Source organism: Hamadaea sp. NPDC051192, from assembly GCF_040682475.1.
Classification (GTDB): Bacteria; Actinomycetota; Actinomycetes; order Mycobacteriales; family Micromonosporaceae; genus Hamadaea; species Hamadaea flava.
On the sequence record NZ_JBFBAZ010000067.1, the window covers coordinates 18,473 to 40,850 of the forward strand.

23 protein-coding genes are annotated in these 22,378 nt (G+C 69.9%); 19 read left to right on the top strand and 4 right to left on the bottom strand.

Translation table 11 applies throughout. The annotated features are described in order from the left end of the window. Window position 1: 1 nt before the first annotated feature. The 8 genes from AB0M47_RS25555 to AB0M47_RS25590 are packed head-to-tail and all read left to right on the top strand — an operon-like array spanning window position 2 to window position 8,058. On the top strand, window positions 2-1,291 hold the full coding sequence (locus tag AB0M47_RS25555) for an MCE family protein (RefSeq protein ID WP_363418386.1): 1,290 nt from the start codon (window positions 2-4) through the stop codon (window positions 1,289-1,291). Beyond that, window positions 1,288-2,313, top strand: a complete 1,026-nt coding sequence (locus tag AB0M47_RS25560; protein WP_363418388.1) for an MlaD family protein — start codon at window positions 1,288-1,290, stop codon at window positions 2,311-2,313. The genes AB0M47_RS25555 and AB0M47_RS25560 overlap by 4 nt, the downstream gene beginning before the upstream one ends. Continuing rightward, window positions 2,310-3,275, top strand: a complete 966-nt coding sequence (locus AB0M47_RS25565) for an MlaD family protein (RefSeq protein WP_363418390.1) — start codon at window positions 2,310-2,312, stop codon at window positions 3,273-3,275. The genes AB0M47_RS25560 and AB0M47_RS25565 overlap by 4 nt, the downstream gene beginning before the upstream one ends. Next, window positions 3,272-4,363: an MCE family protein gene (locus tag AB0M47_RS25570; protein WP_363418392.1), complete on the top strand. Its 1,092-nt coding sequence runs from the start codon at window positions 3,272-3,274 to the stop codon at window positions 4,361-4,363. The genes AB0M47_RS25565 and AB0M47_RS25570 overlap by 4 nt, the downstream gene beginning before the upstream one ends. Beyond that, a complete protein-coding gene (locus tag AB0M47_RS25575; protein WP_363418394.1) occupies window positions 4,360-5,589 on the top strand; it encodes an MCE family protein in 1,230 nt (409 codons plus the stop codon). The genes AB0M47_RS25570 and AB0M47_RS25575 overlap by 4 nt, the downstream gene beginning before the upstream one ends. Next, window positions 5,586-6,866 (top strand): MCE family protein, encoded by a 1,281-nt coding sequence (locus AB0M47_RS25580; protein ID WP_363418396.1) that lies wholly within the window; start codon window positions 5,586-5,588, stop codon window positions 6,864-6,866. Before AB0M47_RS25575 ends, AB0M47_RS25580 begins: the two co-directional genes overlap by 4 nt. Next, complete coding sequence (locus tag AB0M47_RS25585) at window positions 6,863-7,576, top strand: hypothetical protein (RefSeq protein ID WP_363418398.1); 714 nt, start codon at window positions 6,863-6,865, stop codon at window positions 7,574-7,576. Before AB0M47_RS25580 ends, AB0M47_RS25585 begins: the two co-directional genes overlap by 4 nt. Next, window positions 7,573-8,058: a hypothetical protein gene (locus AB0M47_RS25590; protein ID WP_363418400.1), complete on the top strand. Its 486-nt coding sequence runs from the start codon at window positions 7,573-7,575 to the stop codon at window positions 8,056-8,058. Before AB0M47_RS25585 ends, AB0M47_RS25590 begins: the two co-directional genes overlap by 4 nt. 83 nt (window positions 8,059-8,141) lie before the next feature. On the opposite strand, the gene AB0M47_RS25595 is transcribed toward AB0M47_RS25590, so the two are convergent. Both AB0M47_RS25595 and AB0M47_RS25600 read right to left on the bottom strand, forming a co-directional pair. Further along, complete coding sequence (locus tag AB0M47_RS25595; protein ID WP_363418402.1) at window positions 8,142-8,903, bottom strand: hypothetical protein; 762 nt, start codon at window positions 8,901-8,903, stop codon at window positions 8,142-8,144. Between the two features lie 40 nt (window positions 8,904-8,943). Beyond that, window positions 8,944-10,749, bottom strand: coding sequence for an acyl-CoA dehydrogenase (locus AB0M47_RS25600; RefSeq protein WP_363418404.1), 1,806 nt, complete (start codon window positions 10,747-10,749; stop codon window positions 8,944-8,946). 86 nt (window positions 10,750-10,835) lie between these two features. On the opposite strand from AB0M47_RS25600, the gene AB0M47_RS25605 reads away from it, so the two are divergent. From AB0M47_RS25605 to AB0M47_RS25630, 6 genes are all read left to right on the top strand, one after another. Beyond that, the gene (locus tag AB0M47_RS25605) at window positions 10,836-11,606 is read left to right on the top strand and encodes an SDR family oxidoreductase (protein WP_363418406.1); all 771 of its coding nucleotides are present in this window, start codon (window positions 10,836-10,838) and stop codon (window positions 11,604-11,606) included. Between the two features lie 127 nt (window positions 11,607-11,733). Further along, window positions 11,734-12,177 (top strand): MaoC family dehydratase, encoded by a 444-nt coding sequence (locus AB0M47_RS25610; RefSeq protein WP_363418408.1) that lies wholly within the window; start codon window positions 11,734-11,736, stop codon window positions 12,175-12,177. After that, window positions 12,174-13,154 carry an NADPH:quinone oxidoreductase family protein gene (locus tag AB0M47_RS25615; protein WP_363418410.1) on the top strand — a complete coding sequence of 327 codons (981 nt, stop codon included), beginning with the start codon at window positions 12,174-12,176 and terminating at the stop codon, window positions 13,152-13,154. The genes AB0M47_RS25610 and AB0M47_RS25615 overlap by 4 nt, the downstream gene beginning before the upstream one ends. Continuing rightward, on the top strand, window positions 13,151-14,164 hold the full coding sequence (locus AB0M47_RS25620; RefSeq protein WP_363418412.1) for a phosphotransferase family protein: 1,014 nt from the start codon (window positions 13,151-13,153) through the stop codon (window positions 14,162-14,164). Before AB0M47_RS25615 ends, AB0M47_RS25620 begins: the two co-directional genes overlap by 4 nt. 1 nt (window position 14,165) lies before the next feature. Further along, window positions 14,166-15,371, top strand: a complete 1,206-nt coding sequence (locus AB0M47_RS25625) for an acyl-CoA dehydrogenase family protein (protein ID WP_363418414.1) — start codon at window positions 14,166-14,168, stop codon at window positions 15,369-15,371. Continuing rightward, window positions 15,368-16,234: an alpha/beta fold hydrolase gene (locus tag AB0M47_RS25630; RefSeq protein WP_363418416.1), complete on the top strand. Its 867-nt coding sequence runs from the start codon at window positions 15,368-15,370 to the stop codon at window positions 16,232-16,234. Before AB0M47_RS25625 ends, AB0M47_RS25630 begins: the two co-directional genes overlap by 4 nt. Window positions 16,235-16,237: 3 nt before the next feature. On the opposite strand, the gene AB0M47_RS25635 is transcribed toward AB0M47_RS25630, so the two are convergent. After that, window positions 16,238-16,852 carry an NAD(P)H-dependent oxidoreductase gene (locus AB0M47_RS25635; protein WP_363418418.1) on the bottom strand — a complete coding sequence of 205 codons (615 nt, stop codon included), beginning with the start codon at window positions 16,850-16,852 and terminating at the stop codon, window positions 16,238-16,240. Window positions 16,853-16,990: 138 nt separating this feature from the next. On the opposite strand from AB0M47_RS25635, the gene AB0M47_RS25640 reads away from it, so the two are divergent. The 5 genes from AB0M47_RS25640 (at window position 16,991) to polX (ending at window position 20,891) form a co-directional block, all read left to right on the top strand. Continuing rightward, window positions 16,991-17,191, top strand: a complete 201-nt coding sequence (locus AB0M47_RS25640) for a PspC domain-containing protein (RefSeq protein WP_253757703.1) — start codon at window positions 16,991-16,993, stop codon at window positions 17,189-17,191. 83 nt (window positions 17,192-17,274) lie between these two features. Beyond that, the gene (locus AB0M47_RS25645; protein WP_363418430.1) at window positions 17,275-17,886 is read left to right on the top strand and encodes an alpha/beta family hydrolase; all 612 of its coding nucleotides are present in this window, start codon (window positions 17,275-17,277) and stop codon (window positions 17,884-17,886) included. A gap of 29 nt (window positions 17,887-17,915) precedes the next feature. Beyond that, entirely contained in the window at window positions 17,916-18,809 is an 894-nt protein-coding gene (locus AB0M47_RS25650; RefSeq protein WP_363418432.1) for an NlpC/P60 family protein, read from the top strand. A 3-nt stretch (window positions 18,810-18,812) separates the two neighbouring features. Further along, window positions 18,813-19,160 carry an MmcQ/YjbR family DNA-binding protein gene (locus AB0M47_RS25655; RefSeq protein ID WP_363418421.1) on the top strand — a complete coding sequence of 116 codons (348 nt, stop codon included), beginning with the start codon at window positions 18,813-18,815 and terminating at the stop codon, window positions 19,158-19,160. 9 nt (window positions 19,161-19,169) lie between these two features. Beyond that, window positions 19,170-20,891 carry a DNA polymerase/3'-5' exonuclease PolX gene (gene polX, locus AB0M47_RS25660; RefSeq protein ID WP_363418423.1) on the top strand — a complete coding sequence of 574 codons (1,722 nt, stop codon included), beginning with the start codon at window positions 19,170-19,172 and terminating at the stop codon, window positions 20,889-20,891. Between the two features lie 200 nt (window positions 20,892-21,091). On the opposite strand, the gene AB0M47_RS25665 is transcribed toward polX, so the two are convergent. Beyond that, window positions 21,092-22,300, bottom strand: coding sequence for a cation diffusion facilitator family transporter (locus tag AB0M47_RS25665; protein ID WP_363418425.1), 1,209 nt, complete (start codon window positions 22,298-22,300; stop codon window positions 21,092-21,094). Window positions 22,301-22,378 lie beyond the last annotated feature (78 nt).

Genomic DNA, 22,378 nt, shown 5'->3' on the forward strand with positions numbered 1-22,378 from the left:
CATGCGGCTGCGCCTGCTCGGTCTGGGCTTCGTCGTCCTGCTCGTCGGCTCGCTCACGCTGTCGGTGCTGGCCTATCGCAAGGCGTTCACCCCGGTGGACTGGGTGACCCTGCGTACCGACCACACCGGGATGCAGCTCGCGACCGGCGCCGAGGTCAAGCTGCTCGGCGTCCAGGTCGGCGAGGTACGCGAGATCACCGCCAACGGCTCGTCGGCGGAACTGCGACTGGCGATCGATCCAGATCAGATCGCCAGGATTCCCGCCGACGTCTCCGCACGGCTGCTCCCGAAGACCCTCTTCGGTGAGCGCTATGTGGAGTTGGTCCCCGCCGGCGCCGGCCGTTCGGTCGGCCAGTCGGAGGGGGCCGGAGGTCGGCCCACGCCGACCTCAGGCATGACGGTCCCGGCCCGCGAAGGGGGTCCCGCTCTCCGGGCCGGGGCCGTCATCGACCAAGACCGCACGTCCAGCGCGGTCGAACTGGAGCAGGTGCTCGACCGGGCACTGCCGGTGTTGCAGGCGATCAAGCCGGACAAGCTGGCGGCGACGCTCGGTGCGCTGGCGTACGCGCTCGACGGGCGCGGGCAGCGGCTCGGGCAAGACCTGGCGAACGCCGACGAGGTGCTGGCCACCCTGAACAAGCAGATGCCGACCATCGCCACCGACGTACGCCGGCTCGCCCAAGCGGTCGACGGGTACAACGCGGCCCTGCCCGATCTGCTGACCATCCTGCGGAACGTCACCGTCACGGCGACCACCGTGGCCGACCAGAAGGAGCAGCTCGCCGAGTTCCTGGCGGACACCACCGACCTCGCCGACAACACCCGGATCTTCCTCGACCGGTACGACGACCGGATCATCCAGCTCGGCCGGGTCAGCCGCCCGGTGCTGGAGCTGCTGGCGGCGTACGCCCCGGAGTATCCGTGCTTCTTCCAGGGGCTGACGGCGTTGCAGCCGCAGTTGGAGGAGGTCTTCGCGGGCAGCCGGATGCACATCACGCTGGAGGTCACCCGGGACAACGGCAAGTACGTGAAGGGCCGGGACGAGCCGGTCTACGGCGCTCGCAACGGGCCGCAGTGCCATGGTCTGCCCGACCCGAAGGTGCCCGCCCCGAGTACGCCCATCGCCGACGGTTACGACTACGGCGCGGGAGCGCCGGCGCGGCAGCCGCTGCTGCGGCCGATCGTCGCCGCCCTCACGAGTACGCAGCCCGACCAGGTCAGCGATCTCTCGCTGCTGCTGTGGGGGCCACTCCTGAACGGACAGACGGTGAACCTGGGGGTCAGCCAGTGACCCGGCCGCTGCTCAAGCTGCTCGCCTTCGCCGCCGTGACGCTGCTGCTCACCGGTCTGCTGGCGCGGTCGCTGGGCGCGTTCGCGTTCGGCGGCGGGCCGGAGTACCGGGCGAGCTTCACCGACGTGACCGGTCTGCTCGTCGGCGACGACGTACGCGTGGCGGGCGTCAAGGTCGGCAGGGTCACCGTCATCCGGCTCCGGCAGGCCGCCGACGGTGCACCGACGGCCGAGGTGAGCTTCACCGCCGAGGACGTTCCGCTGGCGACGACGGCCCTGGCCAAGGTCCGCTACCGGAACTTGATCGGCCAGCGGTATCTGGCGCTGAGCGAGGGACCGGGCGGCGGCGAGCGGCTCAAGCCGGACGGCCTGATCCCGGTGGCGCAGACGACTCCGGCGCTGGACCTGACCGTCGTCTTCAACGGGTTCCGTCCGCTGTTCACGGGGCTGAGCCCGGCGGACGTGAACAAGTTCGCCTTCGAGATCATCCAGGTGCTGCAAGGCGAGGGCGGTACGCTGTCCGACCTCTTACGGCGTACCGCCTCGGTGACCAACACCCTCGCGGATCGTGACGCGGCGATCGGCCGGGTGATCACGAACCTGAACGCCGTTCTCGGCACGCTGGACCAGCGGGACGCGAAGCTGTCCGAGACGATCAAGCAGCTTCAGCTGCTGGTGTCGGGGCTGGCCGCGGACCGGAAGGCGATCGGCGGTGCGTTGACCAACATCAGCGGCCTGGCCGACGCGACCAGCTCGTTGTTGCGCGATGCGCGACCGAGCCTGGCCGCGGACATCTCCGCGCTGAACACGCTGGCCGGAACCCTGGTCGAGAACTCGTCGGTGATCGAGTCGACGTTGACCCGGGCACCGGCGCGATTGGACGCGTTGACCCGGACCGCCTCGTACGGGTCCTGGTTCAACTTCTATCTCTGCGACTTCGACGGCCGGGTGACGCTGGGCAGCACGACGCTGAACCCGGCGACGTTCAGCGGCACCGCGGCCAAATGCGGGAGCACACCATGAAGGCGCGCAACCCGGCGGTGGTCGGCGGCGTGGGAGTCGTCGTCCTGTTCGCACTGATCCTGGCGGCGTTCCAGCTCGAGGATCTGCCGCTCATCGGTGGTGGAACCAGTTACAGCGCGGCTTTCCGAGACGCGAGCGGTCTCGCACCCGGCAACGAGGTACGCGTCGCCGGCGTCAAAGTCGGCAAGGTGACGGGGATTCAGCTCGCCCAGGATGGGAATGGTGCCTTCGTCCGGGTGGGGTTCCGGGTGCGTGGCGTCGTTCTTGGGGAGAAGACCGGCGCCACCATCCGGATCAAAACGGTGCTGGGCCAGAAGTTCCTCGCCCTCGACCCGCAGGGCGGCGGTGAGCTGAAGGGCGAGATCCCGCTGGACCGGACGGCCTCGCCGTTCGACGTGATGCAGGCGGTCACCGGGCTGGCCGGAACGCTGACCGAGATCGACACCCAGCAGCTGGCGCAGGCGTTCACCGTGCTCTCGGAGACCTTCGCGGATACGCCGGCCAGTGTGAAGGCGTCGCTGACCGGGCTGTCGCGGCTCTCGCAGACCGTCGCGTCCCGCGACGACCAGCTTCGCGAACTGCTCGCCCGGGCGCGCGGCGTGACCGCTGTCCTGGCCGAGCGGGACGGGGAGTTCCAGCGCCTGATCGCGGACGCCGATCTGCTGCTCGCCGAGGTGCACACCCGCCGCGACGCGATCCACACGCTACTGGTCGCCACGTCCGAGCTGGCGGATCAGATCTCCGGGTTCATCACCGACACCAAGAAGACGCTGCAACCGGCGTTGCAGAAGCTGCGGGCCTTCGTCGGGGTGCTGCAACGCAACCGCACCAAGCTGGAGAACACGCTGACCAGCCTGGCCCCGTTCGTGAACGCGTTCGCCAACGTCGTCGGCAACGGCCGATGGTTCGACTCGTACGTCGCCGGACTGGTCCAGGGCTACCTTCCGGGAGGTACCAAGTGAAGGCGCGGACGGTGGTCGCCGCGGCGCTCGTGCCCGTCGCGGTCGCGGCCCTCGCGGTCATGTTGCGGGACAAGCCGATGAACCGGGTGGTCGCGCACTTCACCGCGGCGGTGGGCGTACACGAGGGTTCGGATGTGCGCGTCCTCGGCGTCAAGGTCGGCGAGGTCACCTCGGTACGCCCAGAGGGCCGGACCGTCCGCGTCGAACTCGCTTACGACCCGCAGGTGAAGGTGCCCGCCGACGCTCAGGCGCTCGTCGTGCCGCCGAGCGTCGTCGCCGACCGCTACGTCCAGCTGGCTCCGGCGTACGTGGGCGGCCCGGCCCTGGCCGACGGCGCGGAACTGCCGGTCGAGCGGACGGTCGTGCCGATCGAGCTCGACGAGATCTACCGATCGCTGGACGATCTGAACCGCGCGCTCGGTCCGGAGGGCGCGAACAAAGACGGGGCGTTGTCGCGGCTCGTCGACGTCGGCGCGGCCAACCTCGCCGGCAACGGGCAGAACCTGCACGAGACGCTGTCCGGCCTGAGCCAGGCGCTCGACACCTTGTCGACGGGTCGGCAAGACCTCTTCGGCACCGTGGTCAACCTGCAGAAGTTCACCGACACCCTGGCGAAGAGCGACGCGAGCGTACGCGAGTTCACCGCCCGGATGGCGCAGGTCGGCGAGGAACTGGCGGCCGAGAAGGACGAACTGGCGGCGGCCATCCGCGACCTCGCCTCCGCGCTCGCGCAGATCACCACGTTCGTGCGGGCCAACCGGGCGGAGCTGAAGGCGAACGTCGCCGCTCTCGCCGATCTGACCGGCGTACTCGTGCGGCAGCAACAGGCGTTGCGGGAGGTGCTCGATGTCGCGCCGCTGGCCCTGTCCAATCTCAACCTTGCCTACAACCCTCGGTCCGGTACCACCGACACCCGGGACAACGCGATGGGGCCGTATGACCCCGCGAGTTTCGTGTGTTCTCTCCTGGTCGACAGCCTTCCCGCCGCGCAGGTGCCGGTGGACTGCCTGACGCTGGCCAAGGCGCTGGCCGAGCGCAAGCTTCCGCTGACCGACCAGCTCCGGTCGCTGCTGGGCGGCGCGAAATGAGGCGGGCGTTGGTCGCGATCGCGCTGGCGCTGTGCGTCTCCGGCTGCCAGTTGCCCGGTGGCGAACCGTCGTCGGGCGGGTTCGCCGTCACCGCGGAGTTCACCGACGTCCTCGATCTCGTGCCGCAGGCGGCGGTCAAGGTCAACGACGTCACGGTCGGCAGCGTCACCGGCGTCGAGCTGCACGGCTGGACCGCGGTGGTCCGGATGCGGGTGGCCGACACGGTCCAGCTGCCGGACAACACGGTCGCGGCGATCCGCCAATCCAGCCTGCTCGGCGAGAAGTTCGTCGCGCTGTCGGTGCCGACCGACAGTCCACAAGGGAAGTTGGGCGACGGCGACGTGATCCCGCTGGAGCGCACCAAGCGGGGCGCCGAGGTCGAGGAGGTGCTGGCCGCGCTCGGCCTGCTGCTCAACGGCGGCGGCCTGGCCCAGCTCAAGACGATCAACGCCGAGGTCGGCAAGGCGCTGGGCGGCCGCGAGGCCGACGCCAAGAGCACGCTGCACGAGCTGGACAAGTTCGTCGCGGCGCTCGACGCGCAGAAGGACGACATCGTCCGCGCGCTGGACGCGCTCGACCGGCTCACGAAGCAGCTCGCGGAGCAGACCGACACGATCGGCCGCGCCGTCGACGCGCTCGAACCCGGCCTCACCGTGCTGGCTGGGCAGCGCGCGCAGCTCACGGCCGCGCTGGTCGCCCTGCGCGACCTCGGGTCCGTGGGCAAGCGGGTGATCGACCAGAGCAAGGCCGACACCCTCGCCTCGCTCAAGGCCCTGCAACCCACGCTCACTCAACTGGTACGCGCGGGCGACGCGTTGCCGAAAGGGCTGGACCTGATGCTGTCCTACCCGTTCCCGCCGAACGTGCAGAAGGCGATCTCGGGCGACTACGTCCGGCTGCACCTCACCCTGGACCTGGACGCGGCGTCGATCCTGGCCAACCTGGTCGCCAAGGGCACGACGCCCGGTACGCCGACCGTCCCGGGGCTTCCGCCGATCCTGCCGTCGCTGCCGCCGATCCTGCCGTCCTTGCCGCCCATCCTGCCGACCGCGTTGCCCTCGATCCTGCCGTCCGGCCTGCTGCCGAGTGGGTTGCTCCCGAGCGGGCTGCTTCCCGGGCTGCCGCTCTCGGCACCCGCCGTGACCTGGGAGTACGACCCCGAGACGGGGGAGATCGCCGGCGTCACCGGTGGCCTGCCGGAGATCCTCGCTGGACGGTCGACATGAGGATCACCAGGCTGGCTCGGTTCCAGCTTCTCGCCTTCGTCCTCGTCAGCGTGCTGGGCATCGGCTACGTCGCCGTCCGGTTCGTCGGCCTCGGCGAACGGTTCACCGGGGCGTACACGGTGTTCGCGGACTTCACGACCAGCGGCGGCATCTTCGCCAACGCCTCGGTCACCTATCGGGGCGTGCCTGTCGGGCGGGTGCAGGGCGTCGACCTGCACGACGGCGTGGTCCGCGTACGCATGCGGATGACCGGCGACAGCCGAGTGCCCAAGGATCTCCACGCCGTCGTGGCGCATCGCTCGGCCGTCGGCGAGCAGTACGTCGACCTGCGACCGGACACCGATAGCGGGCCCTACCTCGGCGACGGCGACGTCATCCCGATCGCCCGGACGGGCGTGCCGCTGCCGGTCGAGACGCTGCTGACGAACCTGGACGCGGTCGTCACCTCGGTCGACCCGGCCAAGCTCTCGATCCTCGTCGACGAACTGGGCACCGCGTTCGAGGGGAACGAGGCCGCGCTGCGTACGCTGCTCGACGCGAACAGTGCTCTGCTGGCCGACGCCGTCCGCTATCTGCCGCAGACCACCCAGCTCATCGACGACTCCGCCACCGTGCTGAAGACGCAGGCGGAGGCGGCCGCCGAGATCAAGCGGTTCGCCAGCGCCCTCGCTCAGCTCAGTCAGACCGTCCGGAACAGCGACGCGGATCTGCGTACGCTGCTGGCCACCGGGCCGCCGGCCGCGACCGAGCTGCAAGGGCTGCTGCGGGACCTCGATCCCTCGATCGGGCCGCTGCTGGGCAACCTGATCACCGTCAACGGGATCGCCGTACGCCGGTTGAGCGGCATCGAACAGCTCTTGGTCGTCTACCCGATGGTGGTCACGGGCGGCTTCACGGTGGCGCCCGGCGACAAGACGGCCCACCTCGGACTGGTGCTCAACGTCAGCGATCCGCCGTCGTGCAACTACGTGAAATCGGGGCAGCGCCGGTGCACCCGGACCGAGGTCGCGGGCGGATCCGGCGTACGCGGCTCCACGAACGCGCCGCGGACCAGCGGCGATCCGTCGCCCGCGCCGCTCGGGTCGGGCGGCTGGACGGCGGGGTCCCCGGCTGCGGGAGTTTCCGCGGTCGCGCCCGTCGCCGGTTACGACCCGGTCACCGGGCTCGTTATCGGCCCAGACGGTCTGCCGTTGCTCTTCGGGGGCACCGGCGGCCAGGCGGCCACCGCCGGTGAGCAGTCCTGGAAGCTGCTCCTCCTGTCCGGGATCGCGCCGTGACCACCGACGACCCCGACGACCTCGACGTCCCACGGAAGGAACGCGACGTGGAAACCACCGAACTGACGGCGGAACGCCCGCCCCGGCCGCGGCCACGGGCCGCTGCCCCAGTCGACTCCGCAGTCGACTCCGCAGTCGACCCCGCGATCGAGGACGGTCCCGAGCGCTCGACCGAGAAGAAGACGCCCGCTCGGCGACCGAAGAAGAGCGCTGCTTCCGGCGTATCACCTCAATGGCCGTTGGCCCGAGTGCTGATCATGGTGCTGGCGGTGGCGCTCGCCGCGACCGCCTATGCCGGGCACGGCTGGTGGAAGCAGCGCCAGCTTGAGACCGCGCACACCGAGGCGGTGACCGCGGCGCGGCAGCTCGCCGTGAATTTCGTGTCGATCAGCGCGGGCACGGTCGACGCGGACCTGGCCCGGATCGCGGCCGGGGCCACCGGCGAGTTCGGCGACGAGTTCGGCCGGGGCATGCCCGGCGTACGCGAGGCCGTCCTGACGAACAAGGTTCAGTCGGCCGGCACGGTGCTGCGCGCGGGGCTGGTCAGCGGCGACGACGACTCGGCGATCGTGCTGGTGGCGATCGACGCGACGGTGTCCAACGTGAAGGCGCCGGACGGCCGGGTGTCGCACTACCGGATGCAGCTCGACCTGGCCAAGGACGACGCGAGCGGCAAATGGCTCGTGAGCAAGCTCCAGTTCGTCGGATGAGGGGACGCATCGTGCGCAAGCAGGTCATCGTGCTGGCGACGGCCATCCTGGTGGTGGCTGGTCTCGCCGGGTACGCCTGGTGGGACAGCTGGCAGAACCGGCAGCGGGCGGACGCGACCCGGGAGGCGCTCGCGGTCGCCCCGGCCGCCGCCGCGGCGATCTTCTCCTACGACTACCGCACGTTCGACGCCGCCGTCGCCAACGGCAAGAACTTCGCCACCGGCACCTTCGCCAGCGAGTACGCCAAGACGACCACCGCCCTGAAGGACTCGGTCGTCAAGGAGCAGGCGGTGGTGACGGCGCAGGTCAGCGCGTCTGGGGTGATCGACGTCGCGCCGGACCGGGTGCAGGTGCTGCTGTTCGTCAACCAGTACCGGCGCAACGTCAACATCTCGGGGGAGAAGGTCGACCAGAACCGAGTCGTGCTCACCCTGATGAAAGTGGACGACTCATGGAAGGTTTCGGCCGCCTCCGCGCTGTAGTCGGTGAGGACCTCTTTGATCAGCGGAAGTTTCGCGGTGTCATAGCCCCACGAAGCTTCCGCTGATCATGGTGATGGCACGGGCTATTGCTGGACGAGGTCCTTGGCGGCCGGCGCGGCGACCGTCACCGGCTTGCCGAAGTCGCTCAGCGTCATCACGACCTTCATGTGCGTGACCGCGTTGTTCACCTCGGCCGGGTACTCGGTGGTCAGCCCGACGAGGTAGCCGTCGGCGATCTTCGAGGTGAACGGGATGCGGGCGTTCGCACCGGCGGCCTTGACCACCTTGGCGAGCGCGTCTCGGATCTGCGTCGAGCCGGCCTTGTCCATGGCCTTCTGCGGGTCGATCCACCCCTGGAAGACCCCGTTGGGCCCGGTGTTCAGCTCGACGACGCCGGCGAGCATCGCCAGGTTCTGCTCGCTCATCGCGAACATGTCGCCGAAGCCTTCGACCTGGGTGCCGTCGACCTTCATCCACTTCTTGCCGAGCTGCGGCAGGCCGGTCAGATAGAAGTCGCTGCCGAGGACGCGAGCCTCGATGGTCGAGGTCCCGTTCACCACGGTCATCTTCATCTTCTTGGTGGCCGGGTCGGACTGGACGTCCAGCTGGACGCCTTGGGCTCCGGCGTACGTGATGTCGGCGTGCAGCTTGGAGCTGCTCGAACCGGACTTCACTCCGGCGGCCACCAGCGCGGCGGCGGCTTCGGTGTCGAGGCTGGGAGTCACGCCGACCGCCGCCGAGGCGGACGAGGACGGCTGGGCGTCGTTGCCCGTACAGCCGGTCAGAAGGGTGGCGGCGAGCAAGGGCGCGGCCAAGGACAGGGCGAAAGCTGGGCGAGGCTTCACGCCCAACACGGTAGAGCAAACCACCGATTTCAGCACCTGGTCAGAAGGCCGTCGTGGGGATCTCCATGAGCGCGTCGCCGGTCTGCTCCAGGACGCGCCGCCGTGCGGTGAACTCGGGGAACACCGTCGCGGCGAAGAACCCGGCGACGGCGATCTTGCCGGTGTAGAAGTCGGCGTCGGCCCCCTCCGCGTCCGGCAGCGCCGTCGCGGCGACCGCCGCCTGCTTGGCCAGCAGCCAGCCCACGATCAGGTCGCCGACCGTCATCAGCAGCCGGGTGGTGTTCTGCCCGATCTTGTAGACCTCGGCCACGTCGTCCTTGGCCGCCGCCTGCCAGCCGAGCATCGTGTCGACCATCGCGCGTACCTGCTCGATCGCGTCGCGGAGCGCCTCGGCGGCGGCCTTGAGCGCTTCGGTGGACTCGATGGCCGCCAGGTCGTCGGTCATCTCCGCGAGCAGGAGGTCGAGGGCGACCCGGCGGTCCCGGACGATCTTGCGGAAGAAGAAGTCCTGACCCTGGATACCCGTTGTGCCTTCGTAGAGGGTGTCGATCTTGGTGTCGCGCAGGTACTGCTCGAACGGGTAGTCCTGGAGGAAGCCGGAGCCGCCGAGGGTTTGCAGCGACAACGCGAGCATCTCGTAACTGCGCTCGGAGCCGACGCCCTTGACGATCGGGAGCAGCAGGTCGTTGACGTTCGTGGCTTGCGGATGGTCGCGGTCGAGCCAGTCCGCCGCGTACAGGTAGGTCGCCCGGAGCCCTTCGGCGTACGCCTTCTGCAGCATCAGCATGCGGCGTACGTCCGGGTGATGGTCGATGGTGACCCGGGGCGCGGTCTTGTCGAGCATCCGCGTCAGGTCGGCGCCCTGCACCCGCTCCTTGGCGTACGCCAACGCGTTGAGGTAGCCGGTGGAGAGCGTCGCGATCGCCTTGACCCCGACCTGCATCCGGGCCGACTCGATCACCTTGAACATCTGCGCGATCCCGTCGTGCACCTCGCCGACCAGCCAGCCGACGGCCGGCTGCTGCTCACCGAATCGCAGTTCACAGGTGGTGGAGACCTTGATCCCCATCTTCTTCTCGACGTTCGTGGCGTAGACGCCGTTGCGCTCGCCCAGCTCGCCGGTGGCCGCGTCGAAGTGGACCTTCGGGACGACGAACATCGACAGCCCCTTGGTCCCGGGGCCGCCCGCGCCTTCCGTGCCCACCGGCCGGGCCAGCACGAAGTGCACGATGTTGTCGCTCAGGTCGTGCTCACCCGAGGTGATGAAGCGCTTGACGCCCTCGATGTGCCACGAGCCGTCCGGTTGCGGGACCGCCCGCGTACGCCCGGCGCCGACGTCCGATCCGGCGTCCGGCTCGGTGAGGACCATCGTCGCGGCCCACCGGCGCTCGATCATGATCTCGGCGATCCGCTGCTGCTCCGGGGTGCCGATACGGTGGAGCAGACCGGCGAACGGCGGGCCACCGCCGAACATGAACACCGGCGCCTGCGCGCCCTGGATCAGCTCGACGAGCGCCCACCACAGGGACCGGGGCGCGGCGACGCCGCCCGCCTCGACCGGGATGTCCAGCCGCCACCACTCGGCGTCCATGTAGGACTGGAACGACTGCTTGAACGCCGCCGGCATGGTCACCGAGCAGGTCGCCGGGTCGTAGACCGGGGGATCGCGGTCGACCTCGGCGTACGAGGCGGCGATCGGGCCGGTGGCCAGTCGCTCCACCTCCGCCAGCATCTGCTCGACCGTGTCGCGGTCCAGGTCGGCGAAGCGCCCCCGGCCCAATCGCTGGTCGAGCACCTCGAACAGCATGAATCGCAGGTCGCGGAGGTTGCTGCGGTAGTGGCTCATGCCCGACATCACACCGGTTCCAGGTTCGTGCTGTCAATACCGACCGGTCGGTATGCAAGGACGGCTCCGGCCGCTATGGTGACCCCATGCAGATCGGGCTCGATGGGCGTACCGCCCTGGTCACCGGGGCTTCCCGAGGAATCGGTCAAGCCACCGCGGCGGCGCTGGCGGCCGAAGGATGCAATGTCGTGCTGGTGTCTCGCCGGCAGGAATCCCTGGACGCGGTGGCGGCCGAACTGTCGGCGGCGCACCCGTCCGTCGGCTTCCTGCCGTTCGCCGCGCACGTCGGCGAGCCGGACCAAGCGCAGGCCGCGGTGGCGGCGGCGGTGGACCGGTTCGGTCAGGTCGACGTGCTCGTCAACAACGCCGGGACGAACCCGTACTACGGGCCGATGGTCGACATCGACGTGGCCCGCGCGGAGAAGACCGTGCAGGTCAACCAGCTCTCCATCGTGCTGTGGACGCAAGCCGTCTGGCACGGGTCGATGGCCCGGCACGGCGGTTCGATCGTGAACATCGCCTCGGTCGGCGGTCTGGTGACCGAGCTGGGCATCGGGTACTACAACGCGACGAAGGCCGCGGTCATCCACCTCACCCGCCAGTTCTCCGCCGAACTCGCCCCACGCGTCCGCGTCAACGCGATCGCGCCGGGCATCGTGCGTACGCAGCTGGCCCGGGCGTTGTGGGAAGACCACGAGGAGACGCTCAACAAGCACATCCCGCTCGGCCGGATCGGCGAACCCGAGGACATCGCGAAGACGGCGGTCTTCCTCGCCGGGGACGCGTCCTCGTGGCTGACCGGGCAGACGATCGTCGTCGACGGCGGCGCCCTCGTGCGCCCCACCCTCACTGCCTGACCCACTTTCTGCTTTCCCCGCTGGATCAGCTATCCCGCTGGATCAGGGATCTAGGTCGAATCTTGGGCCAAGATTCGACCGGGAACCCTGATCCAGCGCCCTGCAAACGGCACATCGGGAGGAACGCATGGCTACTCTGGACGATCTGCGGAAGGCGGCCGGCTCCGTCCTGGGCCACAGCGACTGGCTGACCGTCGATCAGGAGCGGATCGACCGGTTCGCCGAGGCGACCGGGGACAGCCAGTGGATCCACGTGGACCCGGACCGGGCGGCGGCCGGTCCGTTCGGCACCACCATCGCGCACGGCTATCTCACCCTGTCGCTGCTGCCCGTGCTGGTCGGACCGCTGGTCCGGGTCGACGGCGTACGCATGGCGGTCAACTACGGCCTGAACAAGGTGCGGTTCCCCGCTCCGCTGCCGGTGAACTCGCGGGTGCGGGCGGAGGTCAGGCTCGTCGAGGTGACCGACGTGGCCGGTGGGGCGCAGCTCGTCAGCGTCGTCACCGTCGAACGGGAGGGCGGCGACAAGCCGGTCTGCGTCGCCGAGACCGTGACGCGGGTGTACCTGTGAAGGCCTGGCAGGTGACGCGGCTCGGCGAGCCGGCCGACGCCCTCGACCTCGTGGACGTGCCGGAGCCGCAGCCCGGCCCGGGACAGCTGGCCGTCCGCGTACGCGCGAGCGCCCTGAACTTCCCGGACGTGCTGCTGTGCCGGGGCCACTACCAGGTACGCCCGCCGCTGCCGTTCACCCCGGGCGTCGAACTGTGCGGCGAGGTGATCGCCGTCGGCGAGGGCGTGGATCGGCAGGTCGGCGAGCGGATCATCGGTACGCCGTCGCTGCCCACCGGTGGGCTGGCCGAGGTGGCGATCCTCGACGCCGTCGACGCCTTCCCCGCCCCGGAGTCGCTGACTGACGCCGAAGCCGCCGCGCTGCACATCGCGTACCAGACGGGGTTCGTGGCGCTGCACCGGCGTGCTCAGCTCCGAACGGGAGAGACGCTGCTCGTGCACGCCGCCGCCGGTGGGGTCGGCAGCGCCGCGGTGCAACTCGGCAAGGCAGCCGGGGCACGGGTCATCGCCGTCGTCGGCGGACCCGCGAAGGCCGAGGTCGCCACGAGACTCGGGGCCGACCTCGTGATCGACCGCCGCGAGCAGGACTTCGTCGCGGTGGTGAAGGAGGCGACCGGCGGCCGGGGCGCGGACGTCGTCTACGACCCGGTCGGCGGCGACGCGTACGCCGGCTCGGCGCGCTGTGTCGCGTTCGAGGGCCGGATTCTGGTGATCGGCTTCGCGGGCGGCACCGTTCCCGCCCCGCCGCTGAACCACGCCCTGATCAAGAACTACTCGATCGTCGGCGTCCACTGGGGACTGTATCGGCAGCTCGACCCGGCCGTGGTCACCGAGGCGCATCAGGCACTGCTGGACCTGGCGGCGACGGGAGTGATCCGGCCGCTCGTCAGCGAGGTCCTGCCGTTGGAGGCCGCCGTCGACGGCCTGACCCGGTTGGGCGCGGGCGACACCGTGGGCCGGGTGGTGATCACCCCATGACCGAGCCGACAGGGCTGGACCTCGATCGGCTCCAGGCGTGCCTCGATCGCGTACGCCCTGGCCTCGTTCACGGCCCGCTGAGCGGTGAGCTGATCCAGGGCGGCAAATCCAACCTGACCTATCGGGTCGGCGACGGCGACACCACCTGGGTCGTCCGCCGTCCGCCGCTGGGCCACGTGCTGCGGACCGCCCACGACATGAGCCGGGAGTACCGAGTGATCAGCGCGCTCGGGGCGACCCGCGTACCGGTGCCGGCGGCGATCGCCTTCTGCGAGGCGGAGACGGCGGACGAGGCTCCGTTCTACGTCATGCAGGACGTCCCCGGGACGATCTACCGGACCGCCGCGCAGGCCGCCGCCCTCGGCCGGGACCGGGCGCACGCGCTCGCCTTCTCGCTGGTGGACGTGCTCGCCGACCTGCACACCGTCGACCCCGCCGGGGTCGGACTCGGCGACTTCGGCCGCCCCGACGGCTACCTCCAGCGCCAGGTACGCCGCTGGAAGCAGCAGCTGGACGCCTCGCGCAGCCGGGAGCTGCCCGGCGTCGACGACCTCTTCGAGCTGCTGACTGCCCGGATTCCGGCCGAGAGCGGGGCGGGGATCGTCCACGGTGACTTCCGGCTCGACAACGTCATCGTCAACGGCCAGGACCAGATCGTGGCCGTGCTGGACTGGGAGATGGCCACCCTCGGCGATCCGCTCGCCGACCTGGGGCTGTCCCTTGTGTACTGGGATCTCTGGCTGCGGCCGACCGGCCTCTTCGGTGAGGCTGCGCCGGAGGGCGCCCTGCCGACCAGTGCGGACCTGACTCGGCGGTACGCCGAGCGCCGCCCCTTCGCCGAGGGTCTCGGCTGGTACCTCGCGTTCGCGTACTTCAAGATCGCCGTGATCCTGGAGGGCATCCACTACCGGCACCTCGCCGGGCAGACCGTCGGCACCGGGTTCGACCAGGTGGGCGCGATGGTTCCGCATCTGGTGGATGCCGGGCTCCGGCAGCTGAGGGAGGCCTGACATGGAGTTCGGCTACGACGAGACGACCGAGCGGCTGCGCGCCGAACTGCTCGACTTCATGGCGGCGTACGTCTATCCGGCCGAGGCAGCGGTGTCCGAAGAGGACGGCTGGTCGGCTCCGCCCGTGATGGCGGAGCTGAAGGCCGAGGCCCGGCGGCGCGGTCTGTGGAATCTGTTCCTGCCGGACGACAAGTTCGGCGCGGGGCTGACGAACCTGCAATACGCGCCGCTCGCCGAGATCATGGGGCGCAGCCCGCACCTGGCCCCGGAGGCGTGCAACTGCAACGCCCCCGACACCGGCAACATGGAAGTCCTCAGCATGTTCGGCACGCCGGTCCAGCAGGAACGCTGGCTGCGGCCGCTGCTCGACGGCGAGATCCGCTCGGCGTTCTGCATGACCGAGCCCGAGGTCGCGTCCTCCGACGCGACCAACATCGCCACGCGGATCGAGCGCGACGGCGACGAGTACGTCATCACCGGGCACAAATGGTGGTCGTCCGGCGCGATGAATCCGAACTGCGAGATCTTCATCGTGATGGGCAAGACCGACCCGGCTGCCGAGCGGCACCGCCAGCAGAGCATGATCCTCGTCCCCCGGGCCACGCCCGGGGTCGAGATCAAGCGGGGCATGCGGGTCTTCGGCTACGACGACGGCTGGCACGGTGGTCACGCCGAGATCCAGTTCCACGGGGTACGCGTACCGGCGGAGAACTTGATCGCCGGTGAGGGCGACGGATTCGCCATCGCGCAGGCGCGCCTGGGCCCGGGGCGGATCCATCACTGCATGCGCCTGATCGGCATGGCCGAGCGGGCACTGGAGGAGATGTGCCGCCGCGCCGTCGACCGGGTCGCCTTCGGCAAGCCGCTGGCGGCCCAGGGCGTGGTCGGCGAGTGGATCGCCGAGGCTCGCGTCCGCATCGAGCAGGCCCGGCTGCTGGTTCTCAAGACCGCGTGGCTGATGGACACCGTCGGCAACAAGGGCGCGCACACGGAGATCCAGGCGATCAAGATCGCGGTGCCGCAGATGACGGAATGGGTGCTGGACAAGGCGATCCAGGTGCACGGCGGCGGAGGCGTCAGCCAGGACTTCCCGCTGGCCCAGATGTGGGCGGCCGCGCGTACGCTGCGCCTGGCCGACGGCCCGGACGAGGTGCACAAGGCTTCGCTGGCCAAGCGGGAACTCCGCAAGCACGGAGCGCCGCGATGAACAGCCACACGGTCGACCTCGCGGGCGCGGTGCACTACGTCGACTTCGGCGGTCCCGCCGCCGGCCCGGTCGTCGTCTACGTGCACGGCCTCGGCGGCTCCCACCTCAACTGGACCCGGCTCGCCCCGCTGCTCGGCGACCAGGTCCGCGGGTACGCCCTCGACCTGGCCGGCTTCGGGCTGACCGAACCGCACGGACGGCGTACGAGTGTGGGGGCCAACGCGGAGCTGCTGCTGCGTTTCCTCGACGAGGTCGTCCGGGAGCCGGTGGTGCTCGTCGGCAACTCGATGGGCGGCATGGTGAGCATCCTCGCCGCGGCCCATGACCCGGCCAAGGTACGCGCACTCGCGCTCGTCGACCCGACGCTGCCGCTGGCCGAGGGTGCGCGCGTCGATCCCGTGGTACGCAGGCAGTTCACCGTCCACGCCATCCCGGGTCTCGGCGAATGGTCCCTACGCCGTCGGCTGGCCCGGGTGCCGGTCAAGGATCGGGTCGGCCACGTGCTGGCGCTGTGCTTCTCCGACCTGTCCCGGATTCCGCCGGAGATCGTCACGGCCGGGATCGCGTTGGAGGAGCGCCGCGCGACGCAGCCACGCCGGGCGGAGTCCTATTTGGAGGCTGCTCGGTCGATCCTGCGGGGCGTCGGCCGATCCGAGCATCGCCGCCGGATGGCCGAGCTGACCCAGCCGGTGCTGCTCATCCACGGCGTACACGATCGGCTGGTGCCCATCGAGTCGGCGCGGGCGACCTCGGCCGCCCATCCACAGTGGCACTACGTCGAGCTGAACGCCGGGCACACCCCGCAGATCGAGGTGCCCGAGCAGGTCGCCGACGAGATCCGGCCCTGGCTCGCCCGGCTCTAAGCCCTACGCGTGGATGACCTGCGTACGCTTCGGTGAAGCGAGCCGGGTCGTGGCGGTCGCCGGTTCGCCGGCGAAGAACGTGCGCGCCCGCTCCAGGCCGGGAGCGTCGTCGAGCGCGTCGCCGGGGCGGTTGCCGTAGCCGAGCAGGACGCCGCCGAAGCGCGCTCCGAAGTACTCGGCCGACAGCCGCAGGGTCCCGATCAGCGGTTCGGCCCGGCTGAAGTCCTCATGGCTGACCGCCGTCACGCCCCAGAACGTCTTGCTCCGCATGCGCTCCTTGAACCCGACGCCCGGTACGCGCATCCAGCCCGACCAGTGATCCATGTACCGCTTGGCCGGGGTGGAGATGCTGTACCAGTAGAGCGGCGAGGCGATCACGACGTCGGTCGCGGCGAGCGTCGCGTCCATCAGCGTCCGGGCATGACCCTCCGGCTCGGAGTAGACCCCGGCGCCCTCATGGCGTACGTCGGTGAAGTCGGGCAGCGGATGGTCGATCAGCCGCAGCCACTGCTGCTCGACGCCGACCGGCAGGTACGCCGCCGCGTGCCGCGCCATGACCTCGGTGTTTCCGTTCTCCCGGGTGCTGGCGAGGAGGAAGAGGAAGCGGCGCGCACTCATCGGCAGGACTCCCGTCTTAGATGCATACGCAAGAAAATATAGCGCGCCGTACGCTCCGGGACGCCCCTACGGGATTCGAATCACAAGATCCGTCCGACGGCGGAGGGCCGAGGAGATCGGCGTACCTACCGTTGAGGCATGACAACGACGACCTCACCTCGCCGCCTCTACCGACCGCGCGACAACCGCTGGATCGCCGGAGTCTGCTCCGGGCTGGGCCGCCGGTTCGGCATCTCGCCGAACGTGATGCGCCTCATCTTCGTCCTGTCGTGCCTGCTGCCGGGCCCGCAGGTGCTGATCTACCTGGCGCTGTGGATCATCATGCCCAACGAGCGCTGACGCTCTTTCCCCGCAGATCACGGATACGCAGCCGATCCTGACCCAGAATGGCAGGCATAACCGTGATCTGCAGCTGAGGGGGGATAGGGGCGGTGGAGATCGAGACGCCGCGCGGGCCGGCCCGCGCCGAGACGGTCAAGCCGACAGGCAAGATCAGCAGCTGGCTCCTGCTGGGGCACGGTGCGGGCGGCGACGTCGGTTCGGCCGATCTCGCCGCCGTGACCGAGGCGGTGGTCGCCGCCGGGGTCGCGGTCGCCCTCGTCACCCAGCCCTATCGGGTCGCGGGACGCAAGGCGCCCGCCCCGGCGCCGCAGCTCGACGAGGCTTGGCTGGCCGTGGTGGCGCACCTGCGGCGGACAGCTCGGATAAAGCTTCCGCTGCTCGTCGGCGGCCGGTCCAGCGGTGCCCGGGTCGCCTGCCGGACCGCCTCGGACAGCGGCGCGGCCGGCGTGGTCGCCCTCGCCTTCCCGCTGCATCCGCCCGGCAAGCCGGAGAAGACCCGCGACGACGAACTCGCCACCGGGGTGCCGACGCTGGTGGTCAACGGCGATCGGGACCCGTTCGGCGTACCGGACGCCCGGGCCGGGGTCGACCTCGTGGTGCTCCCCGGTGAACGGCACGATCTGCGGAAGGACCCTTCGGCCGTGGCGGCGGCGGTCGTCGGCTGGCTACGCTCACACGACTGGGCTCGCTGACCGCCACGGGGAGGACGACAGTGGAGACGATGCAGGTCGCCGTCGCGGCCGCCGGACTGTGGACCGCACCCGACGCCGTCCGTGAACTCGACGCGCCCGCGCTGGCCGCGCCGGCCGACGTCGCCGCCTGGGTGGCGGCGCAGGGCCCCGACGAGCGCCGCGAACTCTGGGGCCGCCTCGACACCCAGGCGCTGCTCGGCGACACCGTCCTCGTGGACGACGTCAAGGAGGGCTGGGCGCAGGTCGTCGTCCCGTCGCAGTCGTGCCGGAAGGATCCGCGCGGCTACCCGGGCTGGCTGCCGCTGAGTCAGCTTGCCACCCCGGCCGAGGAGACGGGCGAACGGGCCGTCGTCGTCGTTCCCACGACGTGCGTACGCGCGGAGCCCGGCGGCGAACCGCTGATCGACGGCGTCTCGTTCGCGACGATCCTGCCCGTCCAGGGCGGCGACGAGGACTGGGCTCGGGTGAATCTGCCGGGCGGCGGTGCGGGTTACCTGCCCCGGGCGCACCTTTGCGCGTACCCGTCGGAAAGCGACCTGCCCAGCGCGGAGCAGCTGTTGAGCACGGGGCGGCAGTTCCTCGGGCTGATGTATCTAGCGGGCGGGGTGACCGCCCACGGTCTGGACTGTTCCGGGTTGACCTATGGGCTGTACCGGCGGTTCGGGCAGCTGATCCCGCGCGACGCGACCGACCAGTACGCGGTCGGCGAGCCGGTCGAGCTGGCCGACCTCGCCGCCGGCGACCTGATGTTCTTCCGCAAGCCGGACACCGGTTTCGTCTACCACGTGGGCATCTGTGCCGGCGTCGAGGACGGCTGGCCGTCGATGCTGCACTGCTCGCAGACCGACTGGGACACATTGGACGGACCGATCTCAGAGGTCCGGCACGGTCACCTGTTCGCCGCGCGGCGGCTGCTGGGCTGAGCCGTGCCGGTCACCGTCGACCAGATCCGCGCGGTCGCCCGCGAGCTGCCGCGGACCAGCGAGCACCTGATCCGCGACCACGTGAAGTTCCGGGTCGGCCAGATCGTGTACGCCGCGATCACGCCGGACGAGACGCTGCTCGGCTTCGGCTTCCCGAAGGAGGAGCGGGAAGCTCTGGTGGCCGCCGAACCGGACAAATTTCTCCTGCCGATCCCCTCGGACATGCGGTTCAACTGGGTACGCGCCCGGCTGGCCGCGCTCGACGAGGACGAGATGACCGAGCTGATCATCGAGGCCTGGCGGATGTGCGTGCCGAAGAAGATCAGCGCTCTTGTCCCACCTCCCACCTAGACTTGGGTCATGCCGCGGGCCAATGACACCGTCGCCGCGCTGCTGGAGGAGCTGGCCGATCTGCTGGCCGTCACCGGTGGCGCCGACTCCTTCAAGATCCGGGCTTACGACAAGGCCGCTCGGGCCGTCGCCGCGTACCACGAGGACATCTCCACATTGGATGCCGCCGGGATCGGGCAGATTCCCAACGTCGGCAAGTCCATGACGGCGAAGGTCGTGGAATACCTGGAGACCGGGGCCATCGGCGCGCTGGAGGAACTGCGTACGCGGATTCCGCCGGGCGCGCTGCAGCTGATGGAGATCCCGGGACTCGGGCCGAAGAAGGCCGTGACCCTGACGAAGGAATTGGACGTCGCCACGGTCGAGGAGCTGGCCGCCGCGATCGAGGCGGGCAAGCTCGACGGGTTGCCCGGTTTCGGGGCGAAGACCGCCGACAACATCCTGCACGGCATCGAACTGTTGCGCCGCAACGAAGGCCGGGTCCTCATCGACACCGCAACCGCGGTCGCCGAGGAGATCGTCAGCGCGCTGTCCCAGGTGCCCGGCTGTGTCTCGATCAGCATCGCCGGCTCGCTGCGGCGGTTCCGGGACAGCATCGGCGACGTCGACATCCTGGCCGCCGCCGAGGACTCGGCGCCGTTGATGGCGGCGTTCAAGGCGCTGCCCGCCGCCAGCGAAGTCATCGGCAGCGGGCCGACCAAGACGTCCATCCGGACCCGGCGAGGGCTCCAAGTCGACCTGCGTGTCGTCCCGCCCGCTGCCTGGGGTGCGGCGCTGCAATACTTCACCGGCTCCAAGGCACACAACATCCGCGTACGCGAAATCGCCGTCCACGCCAAGCTCAAGCTCTCCGAATACGGCCTCTTCGACGCCGAGACCGGCGACCTCCTCGCCTCCCAGACCGAGGAGGAGGTCTACGAGCGGCTCGGCCTGCCATGGATCCCGCCGACCCTGCGCGAAGACCGGGGCGAGATCGAAGCAGCACTGCGCCGGGAACTGCCCGCCCTGATCACCGAGGCCGACCTGCGCGGCGACCTGCATACGCACACCGACCTCACCGACGGCGTGTCACCGCTGGACAAGATGGTGGCCGCCGCGATCGACCGCGGCCTGGAGTACTTCGCCGTCACCGACCACGCCCCGAACCTGGTCATGCAGCGGATGACCACCGAGAAGATGCTCGCCCAGCGCGCTGAACTGCGGTCGCTGGACGCCGGCCCGATGACACTGCTGCACGGCACCGAGCTGAACATCGACCCCATCGGCCAAGTGGATTGGGACGGCGACTTCCTCGCCGGGTTCGACATCACCGTGGCGTCCGTGCACTCGCACTTCACCCTGTCCAGCCCGGAGCAGACCCAGCGACTGATCCGGGCCTGCGAAAACGCGTACGTGAACATCATCGGGCACCCCCGGGCGCGGATGATCGGCAAACGCCCGCCCATCGACGCCGACTGGGACGCCGTCTTCGAAGCAGCCGCCGCCACGGGTACGGCGCTGGAAGTCAACAGCTTCCCCGACCGGATGGACCTCTCCGACGACCTCATCCTGCGCGCCAAACGGCGTGGCGTGAAGTTCGCCATCGACACCGACGCGCACTCCACCCGGCACATGCGCAACATCCGGTTCGGCATCGGGACCGCCCAACGGGGCTGGCTCACCGTGGACGACGTCATCAACGCTTGGCCGCTCTCGCGGCTTCGGGCCTTCGTCTCCGCTAAACGCCCCTGACCTCGCTCGCCTTCGCTCGCTCGCCCTCGCTCGCCCCTCGCTCGCTCGCCCCTCGCCGGGCCGTCGCGCTCCGCGCTCGGCCCCGCTCGCCCCCGCCCCTCTCCCCGTTGATCATGGAGTTAACTGTGGTCTCGCCGGTGTGTCGAGGGGGCAAAGCCCATGATCAACGCGCCGAGGAGGGTGAGGGCGAGGGGTAGCGGTCAGTGGGTCGAGGCGGTGCGGCGGCCGTGGCCGTTTTCCCGATGATGGGCGAGTTCCTCGTGCTGGTGCTCGTCGCCATCCGGGTCGGCGTGCACGAAAGCCCTGGTCAATCGCGGTACGGCATGGATCAGTCGATGTTCGGCGTCCACCGAGATGGCGTGCGCCCGCGCGATCGTGAGCGACGGGTCGACGCTGATCTCGCATTCGGCGCGCAACTGGTGGCCGATCCACCGCAGGTGGACGTCGCCGACGCCGGTCACCCCAGGCGTCTCGACGAGCACGGCGGAGACCTTGTCGACGAGGTCGGGGTCCACCGCGTCCATCAGCCGCCGGTACACCTCACGCGCCGCGTCCTTCAGCACGAACAGAATCGCGACGGTGATCAGCAAACCCACGACCGGGTCCGCCCATGACCAGCCGATCGCCACGCCGCCGGCTCCGAGCAACACCGCCAAAGACGTGAAGCCATCGGTACGCGCATGCAGGCCGTCGGCGACGAGAGCAGCCGAGCCGATCCGGCGTCCGACACTTATCCGGTACCGGGCCACGAGTTCGTTGCCGGCGAATCCGATGAGCGCCGCGACGGCCACCACCCAGAGATGGCTGACCTCGGCCGGGTTCAGCAGTCGGCGTACGGCTTCATAACCGGCGACCACCGCAGACGCCGCGATGAACACGACGATCACGATTCCGGCGAGGTCTTCGGCGCGCCCGTAGCCGTAGGTGTAGCGGCGAGTGGGACGTCGCCGGCCCAGGACGAACGCGATCCCGAGCGGCACGGCGGTCAGTGCGTCGGCCACGTTGTGCAGCGTGTCGCCGAGGAGCGCGACCGAGCCGGACAAGACGACCACGATCGCCTGAAGAACCGCCGTCACCCCCAGTACGCCCAACGAAATCCACAGAGCGCGAAGGCCCTCGCGAGAGGTCTCCATCGCCGAGTCGACCTTGGCGGCTGTGTCGTGCGAGTGCGGCGTCAAGAAGTGGGTGAGCCGGTGCCACAGCCCGCCACCACCATGGTCGTGCTCATGGTCATGCGCATGGTCGTGATCGCCATGCCCGTCCCGCTCGCCCTGCTCGCGCGAGTGGCCCTGCCCGTCGTGCCCGGGCGCATGGTCGTGCCCCTGGTCCTCGTGCGGATGGCTGTGCCCGCCGTGCCCGTCCGGCTCATGCGAGTGGTCGTGCCCGTCCCGTTCGTGCGACCCGCTCATGGGCGTAAGCGTAAGCGCGTCCCGTTGATCATGGAGTTTCCGGTCATGACACACCGACGACACCACAGTTAACTCCAT